General features: G+C 71.8%; 22 protein-coding genes. 12 read left to right on the top strand and 10 right to left on the bottom strand.

Going from position 1 to position 25,200, the window contains the following annotated elements; genetic code table 11:
* Positions 1 to 7 precede the first annotated feature (7 nt).
* From GQ466_RS14435 to GQ466_RS30725, 5 genes are all read left to right on the top strand, one after another.
* The gene (locus tag GQ466_RS14435) at positions 8 to 892 is read left to right on the top strand and encodes an alpha/beta fold hydrolase (RefSeq protein ID WP_161103354.1); all 885 of its coding nucleotides are present in this window, start codon (positions 8 to 10) and stop codon (positions 890 to 892) included.
* Positions 893 to 931: 39 nt separating this feature from the next.
* Entirely contained in the window at positions 932 to 1,507 is a 576-nt protein-coding gene (locus tag GQ466_RS14440; protein ID WP_161103355.1) for a PadR family transcriptional regulator, read from the top strand.
* A 59-nt stretch (positions 1,508 to 1,566) separates the two neighbouring features.
* Positions 1,567 to 1,947, top strand: a complete 381-nt coding sequence (locus GQ466_RS14445) for a hypothetical protein (protein ID WP_161103356.1) — start codon at positions 1,567 to 1,569, stop codon at positions 1,945 to 1,947.
* A complete protein-coding gene (locus tag GQ466_RS14450; RefSeq protein WP_161103357.1) occupies positions 1,905 to 4,217 on the top strand; it encodes a HEAT repeat domain-containing protein in 2,313 nt (770 codons plus the stop codon). The genes GQ466_RS14445 and GQ466_RS14450 overlap by 43 nt, the downstream gene beginning before the upstream one ends.
* Before the next feature lie 117 nt (positions 4,218 to 4,334).
* Positions 4,335 to 6,581 (top strand): hypothetical protein, encoded by a 2,247-nt coding sequence (locus GQ466_RS30725; RefSeq protein ID WP_202420429.1) that lies wholly within the window; start codon positions 4,335 to 4,337, stop codon positions 6,579 to 6,581.
* Position 6,582: 1 nt separating this feature from the next.
* On the opposite strand, the gene GQ466_RS14460 is transcribed toward GQ466_RS30725, so the two are convergent.
* Positions 6,583 to 7,188, bottom strand: coding sequence for a hypothetical protein (locus GQ466_RS14460; RefSeq protein WP_161103358.1), 606 nt, complete (start codon positions 7,186 to 7,188; stop codon positions 6,583 to 6,585).
* Positions 7,189 to 7,327: 139 nt separating this feature from the next.
* Between GQ466_RS14460 and nth the strand changes: the two genes are divergently transcribed.
* The 3 genes from nth to GQ466_RS14475 all read left to right on the top strand — a co-directional run bounded on the left by nth (position 7,328) and on the right by GQ466_RS14475 (position 10,261).
* Complete coding sequence (gene nth / locus GQ466_RS14465) at positions 7,328 to 8,077, top strand: endonuclease III (RefSeq protein ID WP_161103359.1); 750 nt, start codon at positions 7,328 to 7,330, stop codon at positions 8,075 to 8,077.
* 258 nt (positions 8,078 to 8,335) lie between these two features.
* Complete coding sequence (locus GQ466_RS14470; protein ID WP_161103360.1) at positions 8,336 to 8,983, top strand: NUDIX domain-containing protein; 648 nt, start codon at positions 8,336 to 8,338, stop codon at positions 8,981 to 8,983.
* Positions 8,984 to 9,064: 81 nt separating this feature from the next.
* Entirely contained in the window at positions 9,065 to 10,261 is a 1,197-nt protein-coding gene (locus GQ466_RS14475; protein WP_161103361.1) for a MarP family serine protease, read from the top strand.
* A 561-nt stretch (positions 10,262 to 10,822) separates the two neighbouring features.
* Here the strand turns inward: GQ466_RS14475 and GQ466_RS14480 are convergent.
* The 9 genes from GQ466_RS14480 to GQ466_RS14520 form a co-directional block, all read right to left on the bottom strand.
* Positions 10,823 to 12,214, bottom strand: coding sequence for an alpha/beta fold hydrolase (locus GQ466_RS14480; RefSeq protein ID WP_161103362.1), 1,392 nt, complete (start codon positions 12,212 to 12,214; stop codon positions 10,823 to 10,825).
* Between the two features lie 3 nt (positions 12,215 to 12,217).
* On the bottom strand, positions 12,218 to 12,649 hold the full coding sequence (locus tag GQ466_RS14485; RefSeq protein WP_161103363.1) for a phage holin family protein: 432 nt from the start codon (positions 12,647 to 12,649) through the stop codon (positions 12,218 to 12,220).
* 87 nt (positions 12,650 to 12,736) lie between these two features.
* On the bottom strand, positions 12,737 to 13,960 hold the full coding sequence (gene nhaA, locus GQ466_RS14490) for a Na+/H+ antiporter NhaA (RefSeq protein WP_161103364.1): 1,224 nt from the start codon (positions 13,958 to 13,960) through the stop codon (positions 12,737 to 12,739).
* Between the two features lie 395 nt (positions 13,961 to 14,355).
* Positions 14,356 to 14,973, bottom strand: a complete 618-nt coding sequence (locus GQ466_RS14495) for a type II secretion system F family protein (RefSeq protein WP_337193469.1) — start codon at positions 14,971 to 14,973, stop codon at positions 14,356 to 14,358.
* Between the two features lie 692 nt (positions 14,974 to 15,665).
* The gene (locus GQ466_RS14500) at positions 15,666 to 16,361 is read right to left on the bottom strand and encodes a type II secretion system F family protein (RefSeq protein WP_161103907.1); all 696 of its coding nucleotides are present in this window, start codon (positions 16,359 to 16,361) and stop codon (positions 15,666 to 15,668) included.
* A gap of 85 nt (positions 16,362 to 16,446) precedes the next feature.
* Positions 16,447 to 17,619, bottom strand: coding sequence for a TadA family conjugal transfer-associated ATPase (locus GQ466_RS14505; protein WP_337193470.1), 1,173 nt, complete (start codon positions 17,617 to 17,619; stop codon positions 16,447 to 16,449).
* A gap of 242 nt (positions 17,620 to 17,861) precedes the next feature.
* Positions 17,862 to 18,926 carry a septum site-determining protein Ssd gene (gene ssd / locus GQ466_RS14510; protein WP_161103367.1) on the bottom strand — a complete coding sequence of 355 codons (1,065 nt, stop codon included), beginning with the start codon at positions 18,924 to 18,926 and terminating at the stop codon, positions 17,862 to 17,864.
* A gap of 653 nt (positions 18,927 to 19,579) precedes the next feature.
* Complete coding sequence (locus GQ466_RS14515; protein ID WP_161103368.1) at positions 19,580 to 20,197, bottom strand: pentapeptide repeat-containing protein; 618 nt, start codon at positions 20,195 to 20,197, stop codon at positions 19,580 to 19,582.
* A 35-nt stretch (positions 20,198 to 20,232) separates the two neighbouring features.
* The gene (locus GQ466_RS14520) at positions 20,233 to 21,024 is read right to left on the bottom strand and encodes a Fic family protein (RefSeq protein ID WP_103561448.1); all 792 of its coding nucleotides are present in this window, start codon (positions 21,022 to 21,024) and stop codon (positions 20,233 to 20,235) included.
* 231 nt (positions 21,025 to 21,255) lie between these two features.
* On the opposite strand from GQ466_RS14520, the gene acs reads away from it, so the two are divergent.
* The 4 genes from acs to GQ466_RS33140 all read left to right on the top strand — a co-directional run bounded on the left by acs (position 21,256) and on the right by GQ466_RS33140 (position 25,091).
* The gene (acs, locus tag GQ466_RS14525) at positions 21,256 to 23,223 is read left to right on the top strand and encodes an acetate--CoA ligase (protein WP_161103369.1); all 1,968 of its coding nucleotides are present in this window, start codon (positions 21,256 to 21,258) and stop codon (positions 23,221 to 23,223) included.
* 161 nt (positions 23,224 to 23,384) lie between these two features.
* A complete protein-coding gene (locus GQ466_RS14530; RefSeq protein ID WP_161103370.1) occupies positions 23,385 to 23,567 on the top strand; it encodes a DUF4244 domain-containing protein in 183 nt (60 codons plus the stop codon).
* Positions 23,564 to 23,947, top strand: a complete 384-nt coding sequence (locus tag GQ466_RS14535) for a TadE family type IV pilus minor pilin (protein WP_202420430.1) — start codon at positions 23,564 to 23,566, stop codon at positions 23,945 to 23,947. Before GQ466_RS14530 ends, GQ466_RS14535 begins: the two co-directional genes overlap by 4 nt.
* A 778-nt stretch (positions 23,948 to 24,725) precedes the next feature.
* Positions 24,726 to 25,091, top strand: coding sequence for an Rv3654c family TadE-like protein (locus GQ466_RS33140; protein WP_378186602.1), 366 nt, complete (start codon positions 24,726 to 24,728; stop codon positions 25,089 to 25,091).
* Positions 25,092 to 25,200 lie beyond the last annotated feature (109 nt).

Raw genomic sequence — 25,200 nt, forward strand, 5'->3', positions numbered from 1 at the left:
GCGCGTCATGTTCCTGCCGCAGTTCGTGGACGCCGACGACGTCCTGCTCCACGTCGAGGCCGACGGCCCCGACGACGGCCCGGCCGTCCTCTTCCTGCACGGCTGGCCCGACCTGTGGTTCACCTTCGAGCCGCAGATGAACGCGCTGGTCGAACAGGGTTACCGGGTGCTCGCGCCGGATCAGCGCGGATACGGCCTGTCGTCCAAGCCCGCCACGGTCGCCGATTACGCGATGCCCAAACTGACCAGGGACATCGTGCTGCTCATCGAGCGCCAGAAGCTCGGGCCGATCCATCTCGTCGGGCACGACTGGGGCGGCGCGGTCGCGTGGGCGCTGGCCATCGAGCGGCCCGATCTGGTGCGCTCGCTCACCGTCGTCAACTGCCCGCATCCGCAGGTGTTCGCCGAAGCGCTGCTGCGCAGGCCGTCGCAGATGCTGCGGAGCTGGTACATGCTGGCGTTCCAGATTCCCGGCCTCGCGGAGGCGGTGCTCGGCGCCCGCGACGGCGCGGTCCTCGCGTCGATGCTCAGGCGCGGCGCCCGCCTCAGCGACGCCGACCTGAAGCGGCACCGCGCCGTCTGGCGTCATCCGGGGACCGTCCAACGGCCCCTGCTCTGGTACCGCGCGATGTTCCGGACCGTGCTGCCGTCGATCCGCGCCGCACGCTCCCGGTCCGACAGGCCCGAGATGACGGTGCGCGTGCCGACCCAGATCATCTGGGGGCGCCGGGACGGCGCGTTCGACCGGAATCTCGCCGCGCCGAGCGCCGCTATGTGCGTGGAGTCCGAACTGCACTGGCTCGACACCCGGCACTGGCCCCATCGCGAAGAACCCCGGCGCGTGACCGAACTTCTCACGGCCTGGTGCGCGCGGCACGCCGACCGGATCTGAGCCATTGATATCCTTCCCGAACACGCCGGAAGGAATTCGATGCTCAAATTCGCCCTGCTCGGCCTGCTGCTGCGGCAATCGATGACGGGATATGACCTGGCCGCGGTGATACGCAACAGCATCAACTTCATCTGGCCCGCCCAGCTCAGCCAGATCTACCGCACTTTGGGCCAGCTCGAGGACGACGGACTGGTCGTCTCCGAAGTGGTCCCGCAGCAGGGCCGGCCCGATCGCCGCGTGTATTCGGTCACCGACGCGGGACAACGGGCGTTCGAGGCGTGGAACGGTGAACTGGTCACCGAACTCGACCCGATCCGCGTGCCGTTCCTCGTCCGTTTCTTCTTCGGCGGCACCCGGCCGCCGCAGGACCTCGTGACCCAGCTCCGGGTGATGCGCGATCTGCACCTCAAGGCCCGGGACCAGCTCGCCGACGAGATTCCCGACTACATCGCCGAATTCGCGGCGAGCGACAACTCGACCGAACTCGACCCACTGATCTGGGACTCGGTGCGCCGGGCCGGCGAGATGGTCGCCCAGACGTGGGTCGACTGGGCGGACGAGACCATCGAACGCCTGGAGCGGGCCGCCGGGCAATCGCCGCCGACGGGCGATTGACCCGACCCCCGCTTCCCAGATAAACATAGTTGTTCTCTGATGGAAGTGGGGATTCTGGCATGGAGCTGAAGCCGGTCGCGCTGTACCGCGAGATGTATCAGGGCGAGCGCGAGGATCTGCCGTCGATCCAGAACGCGACCGCAAGGATCGTGGAGCCGGACCGGGCGCGGATCCTGGACTATATGCGCAAGACCCCGCAGGGCTTCAGCGTGATGGAATCGCTGCCGAACCTGTTCCGGCCCGGCGAGTACATTCCGGGCGCCCCATCGCTCAACACCGATGGAATCTGGGTGTGGCGCACGGACAGTCTGGTGTATTTGACGGCCCGTACGCTCGTCCTTCCCGCCCTTTTCGTCGAGCACGTCCGGGAGCGCGACTACGTCCCCGCCGAGGTCGAGTGGACCGACGAGCTGAGCACCGCCGTCCGGCGCTGGTGGTGAACGCGGACGCCGAGCACCGGCCGGGCGAGCTGCTGGACGCGGCGCGGGCGATGTCCCGGCGGCGGTCGGCCGTCCCCGCGCTGCTGCCCGCCGTCGCCGGGTTCGCCGACGACCCGTCCCCGGACCACCGGATCCTGGCGCTCCGGATCCTGGACATGTGCGGCCCCGCCGCCCGTCCCTGGGCCGACGTGGCCGCCGCGCACCTCACCGCGGACCGCGAACCGGACGCCGTCGCGCGGCGGTACGCGCTCATGGCGCTGAGCCGGATGGGCGACGAGCGCGCCGTGCCGCCGCTGGCGGACCTGCTCGCCGCCGGCCATGACGGGTTCCTCGTCGACCTGCCCGACGGCGAGCGCGGCCGGGAGGCCAACGAACCCAACCTCGCCGAGGCGCTGGCCCCCTTCGCCGCGCACGCCGCCGTGCTCCTGGACCCGCTGCTGGCCCGCATCAGGGCGACGCCGCCCGCGGAGCGCGCCGGCTACTACGCGATCATCAACCGGTGGCAGGACGACGGCGCCAACGTCGCCTCGCGCCTTCTTCGGCTCCTCGATGACGACGACCCGCTCGCGGGCGTCGAAGACCTCATCTGGGTGCGGACGGGAACGCTCGCCCCACGCCACAAGGAAAGGCTCGAAGAACGGCTTCGCCTGCCCGAGCACGTGACCGACGGCACCCGTCTCGACCCGTTCGACTTCCTCCGGATCACCGGCGACGACGGCCCTCTCCGGCGAATGATCGGCCCGTCCGACTGGAGCGGGTTCCCCAGACAGCGCCCCGAGAACAGGGCGCGGAACATGATCAACGCGAGCATCGCTCTGGGGCCGCCGCTCGCCCGCCGGTTCGCCGACTCCGCGCGCGACGCGTTCCGCGCCGCGCTCCGCGGAGAAATCCGGTCTCCGTTCACCGAACCCTGCGACCCCGTGTGGCTGGCCCGCGCGGTGTGGAAGCTCACCGGCGACCCGAGCGAGATCATCGACCCGTTGACCCGGCTCGCCGAGACGTCCCGGCACCGGGGTTTCGACCCCGAGCCGCTGCTGTTGATCGCCGAGGCCCGGACAGGCTCCCGTCCGATGCACGAATATTACGCACGGCAACTGTCCCATGGCGCGTCCACGTGCATCCGCGAGGGGAATTACCGCGATGCCCTGCGCCTTCTGAAAGCGCTCTGGGACAACGTCGCCACGCCTTACTACCACCACATCACGCTGCTGCTGGCCGACCTGCTGCCTCTCTGCCCGCCGGCGAGCAGCCGTCCGCCGAACGTCCTCACGGCCCTGGAACTCCTCGCCGACATCGCCGCCGCCGATCCCCGCGCGATCGCGCCCGCCTATCCCTTCTTGCAGGCCGCGACCGACGCCGACGAACGTCCGCTGACCCGCTGGTACTCCCGTCCGTCGGGCGCCCCGCAATGGCGCGCGGTCCTGGACGACGACGCCCTCCGCGCCGCGGCCGGGGCGATTCCGCGCCCGCTGACGGACGAGGAATGGCGACGGATCCGCGGGATCTGCTTCGTGAGCTTCTTCGACGTCCGCATGGAGTGCATGTACGGGCCGGAAAAGGTTTTGGAACTCTGGGAGCCCGACCGGGTACGGCATTTCCTGCACGACGTCGAGCGGATCACAGTGGAGACGGAGCGCCGCAAGGGCGGGGGGTTTCTCGTGTCCTTCCGCCCGCGGACGGCGGCCGTGCTCCTGCCCCTTCTGGTCGAGGCCGCTCTCGATCCGTCCGCGCCCGACCGTCCGTCGGTGCTGCTGACGATCGAGTACATCGTCAGGATGGCGCACCGGTCGGATGAGCAGGGCAACCACGTGACCCACCCGATGGAGCCCGACGCGGACTGGGACGACGCCTTCGACCGTGCGATGCAGGATCTGGTCCCGCTCCTCGACGACGCGGCCCACGCCGACGACGCGGTCACGATCCTGTCCTACGCCGTCCACCGCATCCCCGCCGACAAGGCGGACGGTCTCCTCCGATGCCTCGTGACGCGAAACCCGATCCTCGGCGCCGTTTCGCAGGACGACCTGGTGCGGGTGATCGGTGAGCTGGCGGCGAACGCCGATGTGTGGCGCGACGAGGCGGTGGACTGGCTCCGCGAACTCATGGACGGCACCCCGGACCCGGAACCGGACTTTGCGCTGGATCGGGAAGCCTGGAACGCATGGTGCGATCGGAATCCCGGCAGGAAAGAACCCGATGCCGTCCCCCTCACACTGCCGACCGTGACCGCGCTGCGGAAAGCGTTGCCCGAACTCGCCGACCCGCGCTGAGCGCGTCGGCGCGAATTCACCTGAACACTTCTGCCTCATTGGACTGACAATGCAGCCTCATTCGACGCCCCCGGGCCCCTGCAACGGGCGACCGCCCGGCCCGGGCCAGGACGCACGGTGGACGACGTGAGCCCGGAGCGGACGGCCCGGTTCCATCGGGAGGTCGACTGGTCGAAGGTCCTGGACCCGTACGGCATCAGACGCTACGGGTGGCACGTCCTGGAGGATCTTTGGGCTTCCGACCGTCACCGGGCGGAACAGGCGCTGAAGGACCTGCGCACCGCGTGTCTGGGCGATGGCAGCGCGGTGTGGCCCGCGGCGGCCGAGGTGCTGCCGTTCCTGGTCGAAGCGGCCAACGATCCGGCTGTGAAGAACCGCGCGGCGATCGTGCGGATGATCGATGCCATCGCCGTCACGGGGAACACCGCCGCCGGGGCGGCCCCGGCCGGGGAGGGCCGCTGGTACCCGCACGTCGACCCGGCCTGGCGGGCCGCGTGGGACCGGGCGGCCCCGCTGCTGGTGCCGTCGCCGCGCGACCCCGCCGACGTCAGGGCGGCCAAGGCCGCCGCGCTGGGCGAGGCCGCCGGTCGCGCCGACGATCTCGTCGCCGTGCTCCGGGAGCGCTGTGCCCGTGAGCCCGACGGGACGGTGGCCGGGCTGCTGGTCGAGAGCGTGGGCAAACTCGCCCGCCATGCCGTGCGCCGGCGGGACGAGGCGTTGACCTGGTTGCGGACGCTCCGGGACGAAGAAGACGACCTCCGCGACAGCGCCGTCTCCGGCCTGGAACTGGCGCTGACCGGCCACGAACCCGGCAGCGCCGCGTCCAACGTCTTTGCCACCGAGACGGAAGCCGTCCCGCTCGACCGGGAACTCGGCGCGGCCGTGCTCGGACGGGTTCCGTTCGCCCACATGCTGCTGGCCCGTGGCCGCACCAGTCAGCGTGACGTCGGCCTGCGGCTCGCCGCGTCGCTGATGTCCCGGTGGCGCTCGGCCGTTCCCGACCTCCTGCCCGGCGTCGCCCGCCGGGTCGACGACTCCGGATCCGAGAACCGGGCCCTCGCCCTGCGGATCCTCGCCATGTGCGGACCGGCCGCGCGTCCCTTCGCCGACCGCGTCGCCGCGCACATCACCGAAGCCGACGAACCGGACGCCGTCGCTCGATGCCACGCGGTCTGGGCCCTGTCCCGGATGGGCGACGACAGGTGCGTCACCCCGCTGGCACGGGTGCTGACCCAGCCCGGCAGCGGCTTTCATGTCGAATATCGGTACCACGACAGATCGGTCCCTTGGAGCGGTCACGAGATCAACCTGGTGGACGCGCTCGCCCCTTTCTCCGCGCACGCCGAAACGTTTCTCGAACCGCTGCTCGCCCGGATCCACAACGCCCTTCCGGACTGGCGGTACGGGATGTACGGGATCATCCGCGATTGGCAGCGCGACGGCGCGGACCTCGTTCCCCACCTGCTCGACCTTCTCGACCGCGGGGATCCGCTCGCCGACGTCAGCGCGCTGCGGCGCGTCCACCAGGGCGTCGTCTCGGAACGCCACCGGGAACTGCTCCGCGAGAAAGTCGTGCCGACCCTCCCGTTGCGGCACGAATATCCCGACCGGCTCGACGCGTTCGACTTCAAGGCGCTGACCGGTGACGACGGCCCGCTGCGCGCCCTGCTGGCGTCGCTGACGCGATCAGCGGACGGAGAGGCGTCGCGCGCGCTGCTGCTCCGTGTCTGCGGAGCCCTCGGCCCGGCCGCCGCCCCGGTGGTCGGCCACCTGCGCGAGACGTTCCTGGCCGGCCCGCGATCGGGTGACCCGGTGAGCGTGGCCCGGGCACTGTGGCGGATCACGGGCGATCCGGACGAAGTCCAGCTCGTCCTGCGGAGAGCCGCCGCCGACTGTTTCACGTTCCAGCGCCTTCTCCTGCTCGCCGAGATAGCCGAGACTCATCCGTCCCTTGCGGAGACCGTCGTCCCGAAGCTGCGCGATTTCTGCGCGCGAAAGACCAGCCCTTTCCGCTCTGGCACTCGCGAAGCCATGCAGATCGCGCGGGCCTTGTGGACGTTGACCGGCGACCCGCAGCAGGCCGCGCCGCCGCTGATCGAACTGTTCGGCACCTGCCGCCCGCCGGGATTCGTTTATCCCAGCGTCCTGGAGCCCCTGGCGCTCCTCGCCGAAGTCGCCGCCGCCGATCCGGAATCGGTGGCCCCCGCGATTCCGGCCCTCCGAGCATTGATCGACGCCGACGAACGCCCGATCATGCACGACCAGTGGCGCTCGGTCCGCGACGACGAGGCCCAGATCGCCGCAGCCCGAGCGGTCCTGGACGCCGTCCAGAAAACGGGCAGGCAGGCGGAATCCGCCTCTTGAGTCAGGACGACGGGTCGTGGCCGAAGCCGGCGGTCACCGCTAGGAGCAGAACGGCCACGACGGCCAGAGACGGGAGAATGAGTTCCGTGCCGTGCGGAACATCGGCCGCCGGACGGGGATCCACCCGGTCGTCGGGGTCCCAGGTGAGGCGGAGGGTCGAACCGGTCCGCGCGGCCTTCTCGATGTTCAGTTCGGTGGGGCCGCCGGACGGGCAGCGCAGCCGGTGAACGTGCCCGGTGATGGTCGAATTGCCCCCTTCCGGGGCTCCGTTGAGGACGGTCGCGGACGTTTTGCGCACGTCGTCCACCCGACACGCGCCGCTGACGCCGCGTACTCCCAAAACGCGGTCCTCCGCGGCGTTGTGGATGAAGAACCCGCAGAACGGGAGAGCGAGCAGAAGCAGGACGGGAGTCGCCATATGGCCGGAGACGGCGAAGGCGACGCAGAGGCCCAGGGCGGTGGCCGCCAGGGCGACGACCACGCCCAGCCAGGAGAACCCGCCGGGCCCGTAGAAATCCAGCCAGCCCATGGCGACATAGCCGCCGATCGCGACTGCCGCCGCGCCGGTGGATGCGCCCGCCCGGATCATCGATGCCGCCACGCCCATCAGACGCACTGAAGAACGATCGCGTTTGAGTGAGACCGGCCACTAACACCGGCCCGGCGCCGAGCACGCCTCACCCTCCGCAGCGCGAAGGCCGCCTGATCGGCGCACCGTCACCGCCGGGACACGTACCCTGGTGCGCATGGCGAGGGCGGAGACTCCCGCGGCGCGGGCGAAGCGGTTTGCGGGCGAGTCGCGGGTGGGCCTGGTACGGCGGGCACGGAAGATGGACCGGATCCTCCAGGAGACGTACCCGGACGCGCACTGCGAGCTGGACTTCCGCAACCCGTTCGAGCTGCTGGTCGCGACGGTCCTGTCCGCGCAGACGACGGACGTGCGCGTCAACCTGACGACGCCGGACCTGTTCGCCAAGTACCCGACGCCCGAGGACATGGCGGCGGCGAACCCGGAGGAAATGGAAGAGATCCTCCGACCCACCGGCTTCTACCGCGCCAAGACCAAGTCCGTGCTGGGCCTGTCGTCGGCACTGGTGGAGCGCTTCAAAGGCGAGGTGCCGAAGAAGCTCGACGACCTCGTCACGCTCCCCGGCGTCGGCCGCAAAACCGCCAACGTCGTCCTCGGCAACGCGTTCGGCGTGCCGGGGCTGACGGTGGACACGCATTTCGGACGGCTCGTCCGCCGGTTCGGCTGGACGGACGAGGAGGAGCCCGAGAAGGTCGAGTCCGCCATCGCTGAGCTGTTCCCCCGCCGCGACTGGACGATGCTGTCGCACCGGCTGATCTGGCACGGTCGGCGGATCTGCCACGCGCGGCGTCCGGCCTGCGGGGCGTGCCCGCTCGCCGACCTGTGCCCGTCCTACGGCACCGGCCCGGTGGATCACGACGCTGCGGCCAAGCTCGTCAAGACCGGACCGCCGCCGAAGACCACCTGACGCGGGCGTGGCCGGTCCCGGCCGCCGGTTCCCGGGCCGGTCGCGGCGCGGCCGTGGTGAATCTCCTGTTCGCGTGGCGGGACGAGGCGTCGGGACGCGTGCCGCGTTCCGACCGGGAGCGCACAGCGTGCGAAGCCCGTCCTCTTCGTCCTCTATGGGGGATTGGCTCTGATCGGTGCGGGGAATGGCGCGGCCGGGAGCCGAACACCGTGAGACGCTCCAGGGAAGTTCCGCCGTACCGAGGAGGTTGTTCCACCCGTGACCGACGTTCCGGCCTGGCTCGACCGATTCCGCCGTGAGGCGCCGCGGCTGCGCGTGCCCGAAGCGCTGCGTCCGCCGCCGGGCGCGGGACGGGCCGCCGCCGTGCTGATCCTGTTCGGCTCGGGCCCGTCGGGACCGGACGTCCTGCTCACCGAACGCGCCGCCACCCTCACCAAGCACGCCGGCCAGCCCGCCTTCCCCGGCGGGCGCATCGACCCCGGCGACGACGGCCCGGTCGCGGCGGCGCTGCGGGAGGCGCAGGAGGAGGCGGGCGTCGTCCCGGACGGCGTGGACGTCCTGCTCACCCTCCCCGAGCTGTACCTTTCGCACAGCGAGCACCGCGTGACGCCCGTCGCCGCGTGGTGGCGCGAGCCGTCGGAGATCGCGCCCGGCCATCCCGGCGAGGTCGCGACCGTGGCGCGCGTGCCCATCGCGGACCTGACGGATCCGGCGAACCGGACGACCGTCCGGCACCCGGCCGGGCTCACGCTCGGCCCCGCGTTCAAGGTCGGCGGGATGGTCGTGTGGGGGTTCACCGCCGCACTGCTGGACCAGGTGCTGGAGGCCGGCGGCTGGAACCGGCCGTGGGACACCGGCCAGGTCGAAGATCTACCCTCCGTTGCGCTGGACGTGACCCGTCCGTAGCCCTGGACGGCGATGGATCACGTCCCGATGTCGTCCGCTGAGGGGACGTGCGCGGTCACGTGATCCCTATACGGTGAAGCGGTGCTCGGCGACCACCTTCTCGACCTGATCCTCATCGGGCTCCTCGCGCTGTTCGCGGTCTCGGGGTACCGGCAGGGCTTCATCGTGAGCCTGCTGAGCTTCGTCGGCTTCATCGGCGGCGGCGTGATCGGCGTGCTCATCGCGCCGCCGATCGCCGAGGCGACCGTCAGCGGCAGCGCGCAGCAGGCGCTGCTCGCCATCGTCGTGGCGTTCCTCGCGGCGACGCTCGGGCAGCTCATCGCGTCGTCGCTCGGCGCCGTCCTGCGCAACCGGGTGACGGGGGTGAACGCCCGCGCGGTGGACGCCGCGGGCGGCGCGATCGTCAGCTCGCTGTCCCTGCTGATCGTGGCGTGGTTCTTCGGGACGCTGATGTTCAACTCCGAGTTCACGCCCGTCCGGCGGCAGGTGAAGACGTCCTCGATCCTCGGCGGCATCAACACGATCATGCCGTCGCAGGCCGAGGGCTGGTTCGGCTCGTTCAAGCAGTTCGTGTGGAGCAGCGAGTTCCCGCAGGTCTTCAACGGGCTCGGCGGCGAGTCGGTCGCCGAGGTGCCGCCGCCGGACGACGCGATCCTCAACACCGAGGCGTTGCAGGCCGCCAAGCGCAGCATCGTCAAGGTCGTCAGCACGGCGCCGGAGTGCCAGCGCCGCATCGAGGGCACCGGCTTCGTGTTCGCGCCGGGGAAGGTCATGACGAACGCGCACGTGGTGGCGGGCGCGCGCGGCGCCTCGACGATCGCCGCGCTGGACGGTTCGCGGGTGCGCGGCCGGGTCGTCCTCTACGACCCGAAGCGCGACGTGGCCGTGCTGAACGTCCCGGGCCTCAAGGCGCCCGCGCTGAAGTTCGCCGGGACGGCCCGCGTCCGCGACGACGCCATCATCGCCGGCTTCCCCAAGAACCACCCCTTCACGGCCGGCGCCGCCCGGATCCGCGCCCGCCAGATCGCGCGCGGCCCGGACATCTACCACGCGGGCCAGGTGAAGCGCGAGATCTACGCGATCCGCGGCACCGTCGAACCGGGCAACTCCGGCGGCCCGCTCCTCTCCTCCGACGGCCGCGTCTTCGGCGTGATCTTCGCCGCCGCCCTCGACACCCCGTCCACCGGCTACGCCCTCACCGCCGCCGAAGTGACCCCCGACGCCCAAGCCGCCCAATCCGCCACAACCCCGGTCCCCACCGGCCAGTGCTCCGACTGACAGCCGTCTGAACGCACGTCGCTCCCGACTCTCCTTGCCCATACATGGGCGCCCGTCCGCAGTCACCCACCTCCACGTCGGCGCACTAGGCCCGCCTGCACCCCCCACGTCCGCATCCGCACGTCCGCCCGCGCCCAACGTCCGCACGCTCGCATGCGTAAAACCCGCCACCAGCATCCGCGAGCCCGCCTGCGTACGACACCCGGCTAAGCCCTGTGCGCTCGTCTGCCCCGAACATCTACCGAGCCCGCCCGCACACGACGTGCCCGGCGGCTCCGGCTGTGGATCGTGCTCGGCTTCACAAACCCGTCCAGCGCACCGAACCGTCCCACCACGCGCCTGGCGCCACGCCTGCTTCGGCCGCCGCCCAGAGCGGTAGCTCAGCTTCCCTCGCGCTTCGCCCTCTGCGCGCCTGGACGGGTCGGCGCGCGGCACCGCGCTTCCGTCGCACGTTCAATCCTCCAGGTGGCGCTGCGCTTCTCACGCCAGACGGCGTAGCGCCTGCCGACGTCGCTTCAGCCCGGCGCGTTCGCCGGGCGCCTGCCCGGACGGTGCGGTCGATCAGGCCGTGAGGCGGAGCGTGACGGGCGTGTCGGGGGTCAGCTCGACATCGGGACGCGCGAGCAGCGCCCGGGTCGTCCGGACGATGCCCGCCGCGTCGATGCCGTGCGGCGCGTCCGACGTCCAGGCCGCCAAGGAGTCCGTCGCGCGGACGAGGAGGGCGCGGGCGCCGCGGGGGTTGCCGCGCCGCAGGTGCGTGACGCCGACCGCGATCTGCGCGAGCGCGCGCCAGAGTTCGCGTTCGTCCGGCGGCGCGGCCTTCCAGACGGCTTCGAGCACTTCGTGGGCGTGGAACGGACGGTCCTCGTCCAGGAGGCGTTGCGCGAGGGCCAAGCCGCGCGCCGGGTCGGGGTCGAGGTCGTCCGGCATCGTCGGGACGCCGGTCGCGCCGTGCGGCAGCGGACGACCGTAGGCGTCGCGCGGACGGGCGTTGCGCGCGCGTCCCTCGGTGTCGCGGTCGCGCATCGTCAGTTGCTCCGGTTCGGGATCGGCGAGCCAGCCGAGCAGGTGCGCGTCGAACGCCTCGGGCCGCTCCTGGTGCGGGAAGTGCCCGGCGCCGTCGATCAGCTTCCACCGGTAGGGCGCGGTGACGTAACGGCCGGAGCCCTGCGCGGTAGCGGGCAGCGTGCAGCGGTCCAGCGCGCCGTGGAGTTGCAGCGTCGGTACGTGGATCTGGGCGCGCATCCGCCGGGCGTAGCGCAGACCGTCCGGACGGGCCAACGACCGAACGAGCCACCGGTGATACTCCATCGCACAGTGCGCCACGCCGGGAATCTGGAACGCCCGACGGGCCAGCGACTCGGTGCGCTCGTCCGGGAACCCGGGCCCGGACCAATCGCGCAGCAGCCGACCGACGAGCGCGGCGTCGTCGCGGACGAGCCGCTTCTCCGGCAGCACCGGCACCTGGAACGCGGCCGTGTGCCGCGCCGCCCACGCCTGCCCGCGCGGATCGGTCAGCACGGCCCGCCGCAGCCGCAGCGGATGCGGCGCCCCGACCACCGCGAGCCGGTTCACGGTCTTCGGGTGCTGGACGGCCATCGTCCAGCCGAGCAGCCCGCCCCAGTCGTGCCCAACGACGCACGCGTTCGCCTCGCCGAGCGCCCGGACGAGCCCCGCCGCGTCGGCCGCGAGCGTCACGAGGTCGTAGCCGCGCGGCGGTTTGTCGCTGCCGCCGTAGCCGCGCAGGTCGACGGCCGCCACGCGGTACCCGGCCGCGGCGAGCGACACGACCTGGTGGTGCCAGGACCACCAGAACTGCGGGAATCCGTGCAGAAGGAGGACGAGCGGCCCCTCACCGGCCACGACGACATGGAACCGGGTGCCGCCCGCGCTGACCATCCGGTGCGTCCACGGGCCGTCGATCTCGACGATCGACGCGTCGTGCCCGGCCATCGCTCACTCCGTCGGCGCGGGTGTGTCCGGCTCGCCGCGGTGCCGGAGCATCGAAAGGTCGTCCCGGAGCGTCCGCCGGGTGCGCCGGGCGCCGTCGATCTTCCTGATGCGCAGGTAGCCGAACGCGATGAGCCCGGCCGCGAGCAGCAGGTACAGCCCCGCGACGATCAGGAACGCCGCCCAGTGCCAGATCCCGAGCGCCACCAGCCCGTAGGCGAGGGAGATCGACAGCAGGATCACGATGAGCCCGGCGATCAGCCCGGCGACGGCGAACATGACGCTGCCGAGCGCCGCCTTCTTGGCGTCGTTCTTGATCTCCAGCTTGGCCAGTTCCATCTCGGCCCGGACCAGGCCGGAGATGTTGCTGGACGCGAGCGCGACGAGGTCGCCGAGGGACTTGTCCTCGATGCGCTCGCCCGGAAGTGCCTCGGACATATCGCTCTCTCCTTCCACGGCCCCGGAGTGCGGGACCGCTCCCAGCCTGTCAGCCGGGCGCGTCGTCCGGCCACCGGCGACACGGGTTCAGACGACGGGACCGTCCGGCGCGGGACCGGCCCGCCGACGTGCCCGCAGCCGGAAGACGACGGCGGCCGTCACCGAGGCGACGAGACTCGCGATCAGGACGGACGTCGTCACGTGCGTGAACCGTGCCGCGTCCCCATAGGCCAGGCCGCCGATCAGCAGGGAGACGGTGAACCCGACGCCCGCGAGAACGGCGACTCCCGCGAGATCGCCCCAGTGCAGTTCCTCCCCGAACGTCGCGAGGCGCAGCCGTACCGCCGCCCACGCGCCGCCGAGGACGCCCACGAACTTACCGATCACGAGCGCCGCGATCACCCCCAGGGCCACACGGTCCGCGAAGACCGCACGCAGCGCGGGCGCGTCGAGCGTCACACCGGCGGACAGGAACGCGAACACCGGCACGCACACCCCCGCCGACAGGGGCCGCAGAAGGTGGTCGGCACGCTCGGCGTTGGTCGGACGGTCGTCCGGGGTCTCGCGGCACGACGTCAGCATCCCGAGCGCGACGCCCGCAACGGTGGCATGGACGCCGCTGCGAAGAACGAAATACCAGGCCAGCACCGCGAGCGGCGCGTACACCAGCGGCGACCTGACCCCTCTCGCCTGGAGGACCGCGTACGCGACGAGGCACAGGACGCCCAGCAGCAACGGCCCCGGACGCAGCCGCTCGGTGTAGAACACGGCGATGATCGTGATGGCGATGAGGTCGTCCACGACGGCGAGCGTCAGCAGGAACGCGCGCAGGGCGGACGGCGCGCCGGGGAACGCCACCGCCAGGACGGCCAGCGCGAACGCGATGTCGGTCGCGGTCGGAATCGCCCAGCCGCGCGCCGCACCGCTCGTCCCGGCCGTCACCGCCAGATAGATCAGCGCCGGAACCGCAACACCGGCCGCCGCCGCAAACACCGGAAGCGCCGCGTCCCTCGGATTGCGCAGCTCGCCGTGCGTCAACTCCTCCCGCAGCTCCAGCCCGGCGATGAAGAAGAACAGAGCAAGAAGCCCGTCCGACGCCCAGTGCTCGACCGTCATATGAGCGAGCCCAAGCACGCCCGGGCCGAACTCCACCAAGCGAAGATGCTCGTAGCCCGTCGCCAGAGGCGTGTTGACCAGCACCAGCGCCGCCAACGCCGCAAGCAGCATCACGACCCCGCCGACGGTCTCGGTACGCAACGCCTCGGCGACGTTGCGCCGATAGCGCAGACCGATGAATCGGCGTGCCGACATGGATCTCCCACAGATCGGACGACAAAGGACCCCGGCGGCCCCACAGGCTCACACCGGCGCCGACCAGACTTCCCGGCACACCTGCCATCACCGTACCCTCAACGCCCCCATACCCCACATTCCTCACCCCCTCCCACAGCCCACGACGACCTCCACGGCCCACCCCGGCAGTCCGCAACTCCTCACGACCGTCCAGGGCTCACGACTGACTCCCGCAACTCACCACGGCCTACCGCGCGTCAGCACGGGACCCCGCGCATCACCACGGGGTACCGCGCATCACCGCTGGACGCCGCAGCTCGCCACAGGCCCCGCAACTCACAACGGGCTCCGCAACTCACGACGGGCTCCGCAACTCACGACGGGCTCCGCAACTCACGACGGATTCCCGCAACTCACCACGGGACGCCGAGCGACGAGGCCAGGCCCGCGATCGACGGAACGATCCCCAGCAGCACGAACGCCGGAAGAAAGCACGCGCCGAGCGGCGCGAGCACATGGACGCCGGCGGCGCGCGCCCGCTTCACCGCCTCCACGTGCGCCTCGGCGCGGCGGTCGCGAGCCAGCCGGGTCAGGGACGGCGCCAGCGTCGCGCCGCTCGATGCGGCCCGCGCGACCGTCCGGGCCAGCGGCGCGAGCACGGGATCCGCCGCCAACGCACCCCACGCGTCCACCGGATCGGCCCCGAGCCGAATACGCGCTGCCACACCGTCGAACTCGTCGCCGAGCGGACCGGGCAACGCACCGGCGACCGCGCGCACGGCTTCCTCCCAACTCGTCCCCCCGCGCAGACAGGCGGCCAGCAGATCGACGGCGATCGGCAGATCCGCGACGAGTCGCGCCCGCCGACGCCGCTCATCGGCCGAGCCGAGCCGCCGGAACATCCGCGCCACGCCGAACGCGACACCAAGCCCGACAAACAGCCCCGTCGCACCGCCCACAACCAGCGCGCCAGTAACCCCGGCGAGCACAACGGCCCCGCGCCGCAACGCCCGATCACGACCCTCGTCCACCGGACGCACGACCTCGACCCGCCGAGCCGCCCGCCGAACACACCGCTCAGCGGCCCCCACCCCACGCGGCACCAAGAACCCGCTCACGGCGAAGCACCCCACGGCGATCCCCGCAGCAATCACATCCTCACCTCCTCAGACTTCCATCCACCAAGATCAACGGCCCAATCACCCACCACCCCGCACAGCGCCTCTCCCACACCAAGCCCCAACCGCCCCGGCAGCCCCAACCGCTCTGGCAGCCCTAACTGCCCCAAGCTCAGGCAACAGCGCCCGCGACGAACCGGCAGCCCGGCGCTGGCCCGTGACCCGAGCGCGTACCCGAGCGGGCGCGCCCCTGCGGACCGGACCGGGACGCCAGGCCAAGCCGAGCCGTAACGCAAAGCCGCGTCCGAGCGAGCGCGTCCCCGCCAAACGGATCCAGAAGCCGATCCCGACCCCAGCCCGTGACGCGAGCGCGCGCCCAAGCAGGCGCGTCTCTACGAACCGGTTCGAGACACCAACCCGGGCCGCCTGGCCGCGATGCGGGGCCGCGTCCGAGCGATCGCGTCCCTGCGAGATCGATTCGGACGCCAAGCTGGGGGGCTTGGCCATAGCGCGGAGTCGTGTCAGAGCGGGCCCATCCCGGCAAGACGATCCGGACACCGAGCGTGGTCATGGGTCTCTGACTCGAGGTCGTGTCCGTGCGGACGTCATCGGACCTCCTCTGCTGCTCGCGCGAGCCGTCGCGTCCACCACAGGCCCGTCACGTCGAGGGACAGGCCGAGGGTCAGGCATGCTCCGCCGGGGAGCGAGCCGAAGAGGAAGCCGAGCGGGTCGGCGCCCATTCCGGCCGCCATGGCCAGGCCGAGCAGCGGCAGGGCGGCGAGCAGCCGTGCGGTGGCGCGCGGTCCCGCCAGCTGCGTCGCGATCTCCTGCCGTTGCGCCTGCTCGTCCCGCAGCGCCTTCGCGAGCCCGTCGAGGACGGAGCCGAGCGTTCCGCCGCGCTCCGCGCCGATCCGCCAGCACGCCGCGAGCAGCCGCAGTCCCTCCGCGCCGGGTGACGCCGCGAGGTGTTCGAGCCGTGCGAAGGGCGGGTCGGGACCGGACGTCGGCAACTGCCGGGCGACGCGGGGGTCGAGTCCGGCGACGGCGGTTGCGTACGCGTCGCCGGGCGTCCGCCCGACCGTGAGTTCGGCCGCCATCGCGTCGCACAGTTCGATGACGGCGACGCGCCACCGTTCGGGCTCGCGACGCCGGTCACGAATGGCGGCGACCCGCGTCCGCGCGGCGTCGGCGATCTCCCCGACGTTCGGCTCATGGCCCAGCGTCCGCGCGAGCCGCAGGACGGCCGGTCGAGGCCCCAGCAACGTCCAGACCGCTGCGGCCATGCACATCATCACCAGCATGATCACGGTTTGTCCCTCCAAGTTGCGTCGATGGTCGAGCCGGGTCGCGCCCCGTCCGCACGACCCGCCGATCGGTGCGCGGAAGTCATGACGGCTCTCTCCCGGTCGTCCAGCGGCGGCCGAGACGGGTGGCCAGTGCGCGGGCGCCGGCGCCGGCGATCACCTCGCCAGCGGCCGTGAACGAGAACGCCGGGATCACCCCGACCAGGCCGTCGGACGCTCGGTCGAGCACACAGATCTCAGCGACGCGGCGCGCCCCGCCATCCGGCGCCCGGACCAGGTGGACGATCACGTCGAGCGCAGCGGCGAGCTGACTGTGCACGGCCTCCCGGCTCAGCCCCGCCGCGCACGCCAGCGCCTCCAGCCGCGCGGGAACGTCGGCGGCGGCGTTCGCGTGCAACGTGCCGCAACCACCCTCGTGGCCCGTGTTCAAGGCGTTCAGCAGGTCCGAGACCTCGATTCCACGCACCTCGCCCACCACCAACCGGTCCGGGCGCATCCGCAGCGCCTGGCGGACGAGATCGCGCAAGGTGACGCCGCCCGCGCCCTCGATGTTCGGCGGCCGTGCCTCCAGGCGCACGACGTGCGGATGGTCGGGACGCAGCTCGGCGGAGTCCTCGACGAGGACCATCCGTTCGCCCGGATCGACGCGCCCGAGCAGACAGCTCAGCAGTGTCGTCTTCCCGGTGCCCGTGCCGCCGGTGATCAAAAAGGCGACCCGGGCGTCGATCAGCGCGGCGAGCAGGTCCGCGCCCTCCGGCGGGACGGTCCCGGCCGCGACCAGTTCGTCCAGCGTGAACGCGCGGCGGCGCGGAAGCCGCAGCGACAGGCACGTGCCGCCCGCCGCGACCGGTGGCAGGACGGCGTGGAGCCGCACACCGCCCGGCAATCGCGCGTCCGCGCAGGGCGCCGCGTCGTCCAGGCGGCGGCCGGCCGTGGCGGTGAGCCGCTGCGCGAGCCGCCGGACGCTCGCTTCGTCCGGGAAGCGCACGCCGGTCCGGGTGAGGCCGTCGCCCGCGTCGATCCACACCTCGTTCGGCCCGTTGACGAGGACGTCCGTCACGCCGGGCCGCCGCAGCAGCGGTTCGAGCGGTCCGGCCCCGACGAAGTCGGCGTGCAACGAATCGGTGAGGGCGAGCACTTCGCTGTCCCCGAGCAGCCGGTCCTCGGCCCGCACGGCCGCCGCGACGCGTCCCGCCGTCGGCTCGTCCCCGGTGTCCGCGAGCCGTCCCCGGACGGCCTCCGACAATCTCCGCACGATATCTCCCTCGTCTCGACCCGCACCCGGCGCCCTGTCTGCACGTTCTCGCTGGCATTGGGGGCATTTGGCAATGAATGTCTTGTCCATGCGTCCCCACGCGCGTTCGGACATGGCCGTTCGTGATCAGCCCGACGTCCATTGCGCCGACGGCCCATCCGCCCGTCCCCCTCGGTCCGGCCGCACACGGAATGTCGCAAGTTGACGCCGCGTTCCGGTAGCCGCCGCGACAGATCGCGCGGTCAGGCGGCCCTGCGCTGGACGGACGGCACCGATATCGGGACCTCCGACAACAGGTAGTCGCAGAGCGCCCGCATCGGACCGCGCCGCAACCCCCGTTCCAGATCGCCGTCCTCCGTCAGGACCGCGAGCCGCTCGTCGCGCTCCAGCACCCCGGCGGCGGGCAGCGCCACGCACTCCGCCACGATGTCCGGCGTCAGCCCGGCGGGGGACGGCAGCCCGACGACGAGCCGCAGGTCCGCCGTCAGCTCGGCCAGCTCGGGCGCCCACCGCGCGGCGGCCATCGTCGGCCGGACCTCGGCGGGCACGAGCAGGAACGTCACCGCCGCGGTGCGCAACGCCGTCTGGCCGACCAGGTCCGGACGGCGCGGAACGTCCACCACGGTCAGTTCGTAGCCGCGCACGGCCGCGTCCAGCACGGCGGACGCCGCCGCCTCCGGCACCGGGCCGCCCGGATCGCCGGTGAGCACGGACAGTGCGCCGACCCTGGGCAGCGACTCCCGCAGCAGCGACGCGCTCAGCCGCCCCCGCCGTTCGGTGAGCCCGGCCCAGCGGACGCCGTCGTCCTCCTCGACACCGAGCATCTGGTCGAGCCCGCCGCCGAGCGGATCGGCGTCGACGAGCAGGGTCCGCGTCCCGTCGCGGGCGGCGGTCATCGCGAGCGCGGCAGCGAGGACGGTCGTCCCGGCGCCGCCCCGCGCCCCGCACACGCACACCATCACCCCCTCCCCGCCGGCGGGTTCGGCGCTGGCGGCGAGCGCGTCGACCACGACCGGCTCGTCGGCGGGCAGGACGGCGACCTGCTGCGCGCCGACGTCGACGGCGCGGCGGTACAGGTCGGGGTCGGGGGCGCGGGCGACGAGGACGACGTCGCTCCGGTGCGGGACGCCCGCCAGGTCGTCGGCGAGGTCGTCCCCGACGAGGACGAGCCCGGGCCGCCGCCACCCGACCCGGGCCGCCGCGGACTGCCGGACGACCTCGGCCGAGGCGCCCGCCGCGGCGGCGAGTCGGAGCAGGTCGTCGCCGAGCGGGCCGTCGGCGGTCGCGATCAGCGCGGTGCTGTTCATGATCCCTCCAGGAGGTTCGGAGGGCTCCAGCATCGGACGGCGCGCGGCGCGAGCGAAAGTCCGTCCCCAACCTGTGGATAACCGGGTGGGCGGGCCGCTGCCGAACCGCCCACCCGGTCCCAAAATGGGCGACCCCCGCCGGGGGGGAGAGCGGGGGTCGCCGTGCGGTCCGACTCCGGGGGGGTAGAGCCGGACCGTTTCTCAGGAAAGTCTTAGGGGCGTAGATCACTACGGGCGCACGCCAGTAGTACCTACAGGAGACGCAAAGTCACCGCCTACAGTGTAGGCAGATACAACATATGCTGCCCGACTGTTACGACTTCCGTCGAGCCACAATGTCACCCCTGGGGCGACTTTTCTTCTTGATCAGCGGGATCGGCTGCCCTCCGTGATCGGGAATCTCGGGCACGTCGGACAAATCAACCACGGAACCTATTGATCGTTACCGTCCGCGCCGGGAAAAACAAACGATCACCGACCGTGATCACTAAACGGACTGCCACTTCGGCACACTCAGGCACGAACCAGGCGTTTCGCTAGTCAATTCGCCGGGAATTCGCCCAGCTCATCCGGGATGCCCGAGGCGCCGTCGCCCGCCCCGACCAGCGGGGAAAGCCTTGACCAGCGTCCGGTCAACCCGCTGGACGCCCCGCTCAACCGCGGACGTCGAGACCGAGCGCGACGGCGAGCGCCATCGCCTGCACCGGGTCGATGACCGCGCCCCGCAGCCCGACGGTCGCCGGATCCATCGCCGGCAGTACCGAACCCCGGAGATCACACCCCGACAGATCCGCCTGATGCACCCACGCCCCCGACAGATCGCAGCGCACCACCGTCGCGCCCGCCAGCCGCGCGCCGGTGAGGTCGGCTTCGCGCAGCCGGACGTCCGCGAAGTCGGCCCGCCGCAGGTCGGCCCCCGGGAGCCCGACGAACGACCAGTCGCCGCCGCGGACCTTCATGAGGTCGTGCGAGCAGTCGTCGAACATCGACCCGACGACCTTGCACCCGGTGAACGTCGCGTCGAAGAAGGAGCAGCGTACGAACGTGCAGTTGACGAACGCCCCGTCCGTGTGCGCGGACACGTTGAACCGGACGTTCCGGAACACGCACTCGGTGAAGACGGCCCCGTCGCCGGCAGCCTCGGTCATGTCGACGTCCGAGAACAGCACGCGCGTGTGCTCCTCGCCGCTCAGATCGCGCGAGTCCCAGTCGGCGGAGCGGACGGTCGTCTCGGTGGGGGCGGCAGGCGCCCCGGTGCGTCGTTCGGCCACGCGACCGACCGTACGCGGTACCGGTGACAGACCCGTCAGCCGCGCATGAACGCCTCGCAGATGGCCTGCGAGTCGCGTGCGGCGGCGGCCGTCGCGGCGGCACAGTGCGCCACCCACGCCGCCACCCCGTCCTGACCTCCCGCGGCATAACCGCGCAACGCTTCACCGTAGGCGCCCGACAGTTCGGCATGGCCCGTCTCGGGCGCGGTGAGCGACTTCGGGTCGAAGCCGCGCGCGACGAGCGTGAGGCGCTGCGCGGCGCGGGCGATGATCCCGTCCCCCCAGCCGAACGGCCGCAGCGTCGCCAGCTCGCCGTGGACGATCGCCGCTACGACCAGCGCCGGAGCCTTCGTCGGCGCCGTCAGCAGGCCGCTGAGCTGGTCGAGGCGGGCCGCGACCACCGCGGGCGGCGGCGGGTCGCCGAGCCCGGCCGGGTCCGTGGACGGCTTGCCCTCGGCGCGCGGACGGCCGAGCGCGTCGGCGTCCACCGCGTCCGCCGCGGCGAGGACGTGCAGCCGCGCGAGGACCTGGCGGGGGGCCTGCCGCCACGTCTCGGCGAGCGTCCCGAGTTCGGCGGACACCCGCAGGGAGCCCTGCACGATGGGGTCGGACGGGTTCTCGGTCGTACGCAGCTCGTCCAACGTGACGGACGCGCCTTCGAGCACGGCGGATGCACGCGCGCCCCTCAGTGCCGACTCGGTCGATACCTCGGCGCTACGACGCCGCAGGATGCGATGGCCGAGGAGACGGTCGACGGCCTTGCGCGCGTCGGCGACGGCGTCGGCCACACCGGGAAGGTCCGCAACGGAGGCGAGGGCATCGGTCACGGTGCAGACCCTATGCGGTTCGCGCCGCCGATCTGACTGCGGGCGGTTGGATAGGCACAGCAGAGAAGGCAACAGCCCGGACGGGTGTGGCGCGCATCACATAGCATCCCGTTCGGAGTCAGGAGCCACCGGCGCCCCCGGCCCGCCACAGGGGCGTTGCCTTGTACTGCGCGCGAACTCCTGTTGGAGTGGGTCGGCCGGGAACTTCACCCTCGTCAGCAAGGAGTACGTGTGAGCGAGAGCCAGAAAACACTGTCGAACCTCCTGCGGGAGACGCGGCGGTTCCCCCCGCCGGCCGAGCTCGCCGAGTCCGCGAACGTGACCGCGGCGGCCTATGAGGAGGCCGCGAACGACCGGCTGGGTTTCTGGGAGCGCCAGGCCGACCGCCTGGCGTGGTCCAAACGGTGGGACGAGGTCCTGGACTGGACGAACCCGCCGTTCGCCCGATGGTTCGTCGGCGGTGAACTGAACGTCGCCTACAACTGTGTGGACCGCCATGTGGAGGCGGGCCTGGGTGCCAAGGTCGCCTACCACTGGGAGGGTGAGCCCGGTGACACCCGCACCCTTACGTACGCCGACCTCCGCCGCGAGGTGAGCAAGGCCGCCAACGCGCTGCTGGAGCTGGGCGTCCGCAAGGGCGACCGGGTCGCGATCTACCTCCCGATGATCCCCGAACTGCCGATCGCGATGCTGGCGTGCGCGCGCATCGGCGCGACCCACTCGGTGGTGTTCGGCGGGTTCTCCGCGGACGCGCTGCGCACCCGGATCGACGACGCGCAGGCCCGTGTGGTGATCACCGCGGACGGCGGGTACCGGCGCGGCAAGCCGTCCGCGCTGAAGCCGACCGTCGACGAGGCGGTCGCGGACGCACCGAGCGTCGAGCACGTCCTGGTGGTCCGGCGCACCGGTGAGGACGTCGCCGAGACCGACCGCGACGTGTGGTGGGAGGACGTGGTCGAACGCCAGTCCGACCAGCACACGCCCGAGCCCGTGGACGCCGAGCACCCGCTGTTCATCCTGTACACGTCCGGGACGACCGGGAAGCCCAAGGGGATCCTGCATACGTCCGGCGGCTACCTCACGCAGACGGCCTACACCCACTGGGCGGTGATGGACCTCAAGCCGGAGAAGGACGTGTACTGGTGCTCGGCCGACATCGGCTGGGTGACCGGGCACTCTTACATCGTCTATGGTCCGCTGGCCAACGGTGCGACCAGCGTCATGTACGAGGGCACCCCCGACACCCCGCACCGGGGCCGCTGGTGGGACGTCATCGCCAAGTACAAGGTGACGACATTCTATACGGCGCCGACTGCCATCCGGACGTTCATGAAGTGGGGCGACGACATCCCGGCGCGGTACGACCTGTCGTCGCTGCGGGTTCTCGGCTCCGTGGGAGAGCCGATCAACCCGGAGGCGTACGTCTGGTACCGCGAGCACATCGGCGCGAACCGCACGCCGGTGGTGGACACGTGGTGGCAGACCGAGACCGGCGCGATCATGATCAGTCCGCTGCCCGGCGTGACCGAGGGCAAGCCGGGCGCGGCGATGCGTCCGCTGCCGGGCATCGTCGCCGACGTCGTGGACGACCATGGTGAGTCGGTACCGAACGGCGGCGGTGGGTTCCTCGTGCTCAAGGAGCCGTGGCCGTCGATGCTGCGCACCATCTGGGGCGACGATGAGCGGTACGTCAAGACGTACTGGTCCCGGTTCGACGGCATGTACTTCGCCGGGGACGGTGCCAAGAAGGACGAGGACGGCGACCTGTGGCTCCTCGGCCGCGTGGACGACGTCATGCTCGTGTCCGGGCACAACATTTCGACCACCGAGGTGGAGTCCGCGCTGGTCTCGCACCCGAAGGTCGCCGAGGCGGCCGTCGTCGGATCGACCGACCCGGTGACGGGGCAGGCGATCGTGGCGTTCGTCATCCCGCGCGGCGCGGCGGGCGAGGAGGTCGAGGGCGAGGCGTTCTTGCAGGAGCTGCGCGAGCACGTCTCCCGCAAGCTCGGGCCGATCGCCAAGCCGCGCCAGATCATGATCGTCCCCGAGCTGCCCAAGACCCGCTCGGGCAAGATCATGCGGCGGCTGCTGCGCGACGTGGCGGAGAACCGGAGCATCGGCGACGTGTCGACGCTCGCCGACGGCACGGTCATGGACCTGATCTCGGCCAAGCTCCCCGACGCGAAGCCTGAAGACTGAACGCTCTAAGGCGGGGCGGAATGCGGCTGTACGTCCGCGTTCCGCCCCGTTTTTTCGTGCCCGCTTATCCACAGAACTGAGTTCGACTTTCTCTCGACGTCGGCCGTGAGCAGGCTGAAGTCCGGGCGCCGAGCCGTGCGCCCCGGAGGGAGGGAGAAGTCATGCGCAGGTGGAAACGGTGCCGGAGCCACGCGCGGGACCTCGGCATGTCCACGGCCGAGTACGCGATCGGGACGGTCGCGGCGGCGGCCCTCGCCGGGATCCTCTACAAGGTCCTCACGACGGACGCGGTGAGAACCGCCTTGCTGGGCGTCGTGCAGCAGGCGCTCCGGCTCGGGGAATGAGGCGCCGTCGTGACGCGGGCATGGCGACGGCCGAGATCGCGATGGCGCTCCCCGCGCTGGTCCTGGTGGCGGCGATCGTGCTGTGGGGTGTGGCGGTGGCGTCCGTTCGACTCGCCTGCTCCGATGCCGCCCGCGGCGGCGCGCGGGCCGCCGCGCGCGGCGAGTCGCTCGCCGCGGTGCGGTCGCTCGTGGAGCACGCCGTGCCGCCGGGAGCGAGGGTGACCGTGCACCGTGACGGTGAGGCGTCGCGGGTGGAGGTGGCCGTTCCGGTTCCGCCTCCCGTCGCGGCGGGCCTTCCGGCACTGACCGTGACGGCGCGCGCGGTGGCCGCCACCGAACCGGGAGCCGACTCCGTCCCGGTAACCGACCTCTCCCCTTGACGGACGGGACACGGCCCCCGGCGGCCGGCCCGGGTCCCTCACACCGGGGGACCCGGGCTCCCACCGCCATCCGCACGGGCACGGGCCGCGCGGCGCCGCGCGCGAGGACGGGCACGGGGACTGGCGCGGGGACGAGCGCGAGGCCGGGCAGCGGCGAGGGCACGGGCGTAGGAACAGGCAGGAGGACGGGCGCGGGCACGAGGACGGGCGCGACACAGGCGCGGGCACAGGCGCGAGGACAGGCATGGAGGCGGACGCGGGAACGAGCGCGGGAACGAGCGCGGGAACGAGCGCGGGAACGAGCGCGGGAACGAGCGCGGGAACGAGCGCGGGAACGAGCGCGGGAACAAGCGCAAGGACGGGCATGGGCGAGAGGGCGGGACGAGGCCGGGCACAGACGCGGACACGGGCGTAGGTACGGGGGCGTAGGCACGGGCACGAGTGCGAGGGAGCAGGTGCGAGGGCGGGCTTGGGCGCGAGGGCGGGCACGGGCGTAGGCGCGGATGGGGCGGGGCGGTCTCTGCCTGCCGTTCTGGTGCGCGGGAGGAGTTCGCCGTTGGTCAGACGGCCCTGCGTCAGGGCCGTCGTGGATGAGGACGAACGGAGTCGCGGGCTTTGCGGACGGGCGTGATCCGCTTTCACGGCGTTGTCCGTGGCCCGTCGTTCCCTCGCATCGGCGGGACGCAGTGGGGTGCGTCCGCGTCGGCGGGATGCGGTCGATGCGGCGGATGCGGTGAACGTAGTCAGGAGACAGTCTGAGCAGGGAGGAGAGTGAAGAGTGAGGCTAGGGGACGATCGCGGGTCGGGGACGGTGTGGGTCGTGGCCTTCATGGGTGTCGTCTGGTTCGTGGGGGTGGCTGCCATGGCCGTCGGCGGTATCCGGGGGGTTCGGGCGCGGGCGGAGTCGGCGGCGGATCTCGCCGCGTTGGCCGGGGCGGGGCAGACAGGCGGGGACGTCCGGATGTGCCGCAGGGCGTGGGACGTCGCGGTCGCCTCGGGTGGGCGGCTGGCTTCGTGCGCCGTTCACGGCGGGATCGTGGATGTTGCGGTGGTGGCGAGCGTGCCGATGCCGTTGGGGTTGGGCGAGCGGCGGATCGTCTCGCGGTCGCGGGCTGGTCCCGTCCGGAGCGACCGCGTACCCTGAGCACGGTCCGTTGCACTTCCTGTCAATAGGTGCGAAGTTGAGGGGTGTTAGCTGCGTCTTTGTCATCGTTCCGTGACGTCAAACGCCTGACGGTGGGTTACGCTGCGGT

The organism is Actinomadura rayongensis (assembly GCF_009831215.1).
GTDB lineage: Bacteria > Actinomycetota > Actinomycetes > Streptosporangiales > Streptosporangiaceae > Spirillospora > Spirillospora rayongensis.

Excerpts from the sequence above, each read along its gene's own strand:
- nhaA (WP_161103364.1), bottom strand. The coding sequence starts at position 13,960 with ATGTCGGCACGCCGATTCATCGGTCTGCGCTATCGGCGCAACGTCGCC.
- nth (WP_161103359.1), top strand. The coding sequence starts at position 7,328 with ATGGCGAGGGCGGAGACTCCCGCGGCGCGGGCGAAGCGGTTTGCGGGC.
- GQ466_RS14485 (WP_161103363.1), bottom strand. The coding sequence starts at position 12,649 with ATGTCCGAGGCACTTCCGGGCGAGCGCATCGAGGACAAGTCCCTCGGC.
- GQ466_RS14530 (WP_161103370.1), top strand. The coding sequence starts at position 23,385 with ATGCGCAGGTGGAAACGGTGCCGGAGCCACGCGCGGGACCTCGGCATG.
- GQ466_RS14500 (WP_161103907.1), bottom strand. The coding sequence starts at position 16,361 with ATGCTGGTGATGATGTGCATGGCCGCAGCGGTCTGGACGTTGCTGGGG.
- GQ466_RS14460 (WP_161103358.1), bottom strand. The coding sequence starts at position 7,188 with ATGGGCGTGGCGGCATCGATGATCCGGGCGGGCGCATCCACCGGCGCG.
- GQ466_RS14480 (WP_161103362.1), bottom strand. The coding sequence starts at position 12,214 with ATGGCCGGGCACGACGCGTCGATCGTCGAGATCGACGGCCCGTGGACG.
- GQ466_RS14440 (WP_161103355.1), top strand. The coding sequence starts at position 932 with ATGCTCAAATTCGCCCTGCTCGGCCTGCTGCTGCGGCAATCGATGACG.
- GQ466_RS14535 (WP_202420430.1), top strand. The coding sequence starts at position 23,564 with ATGAGGCGCCGTCGTGACGCGGGCATGGCGACGGCCGAGATCGCGATG.
- ssd (WP_161103367.1), bottom strand. The coding sequence starts at position 18,926 with ATGAACAGCACCGCGCTGATCGCGACCGCCGACGGCCCGCTCGGCGAC.
- GQ466_RS14445 (WP_161103356.1), top strand. The coding sequence starts at position 1,567 with ATGGAGCTGAAGCCGGTCGCGCTGTACCGCGAGATGTATCAGGGCGAG.
- GQ466_RS14435 (WP_161103354.1), top strand. The coding sequence starts at position 8 with ATGTTCCTGCCGCAGTTCGTGGACGCCGACGACGTCCTGCTCCACGTC.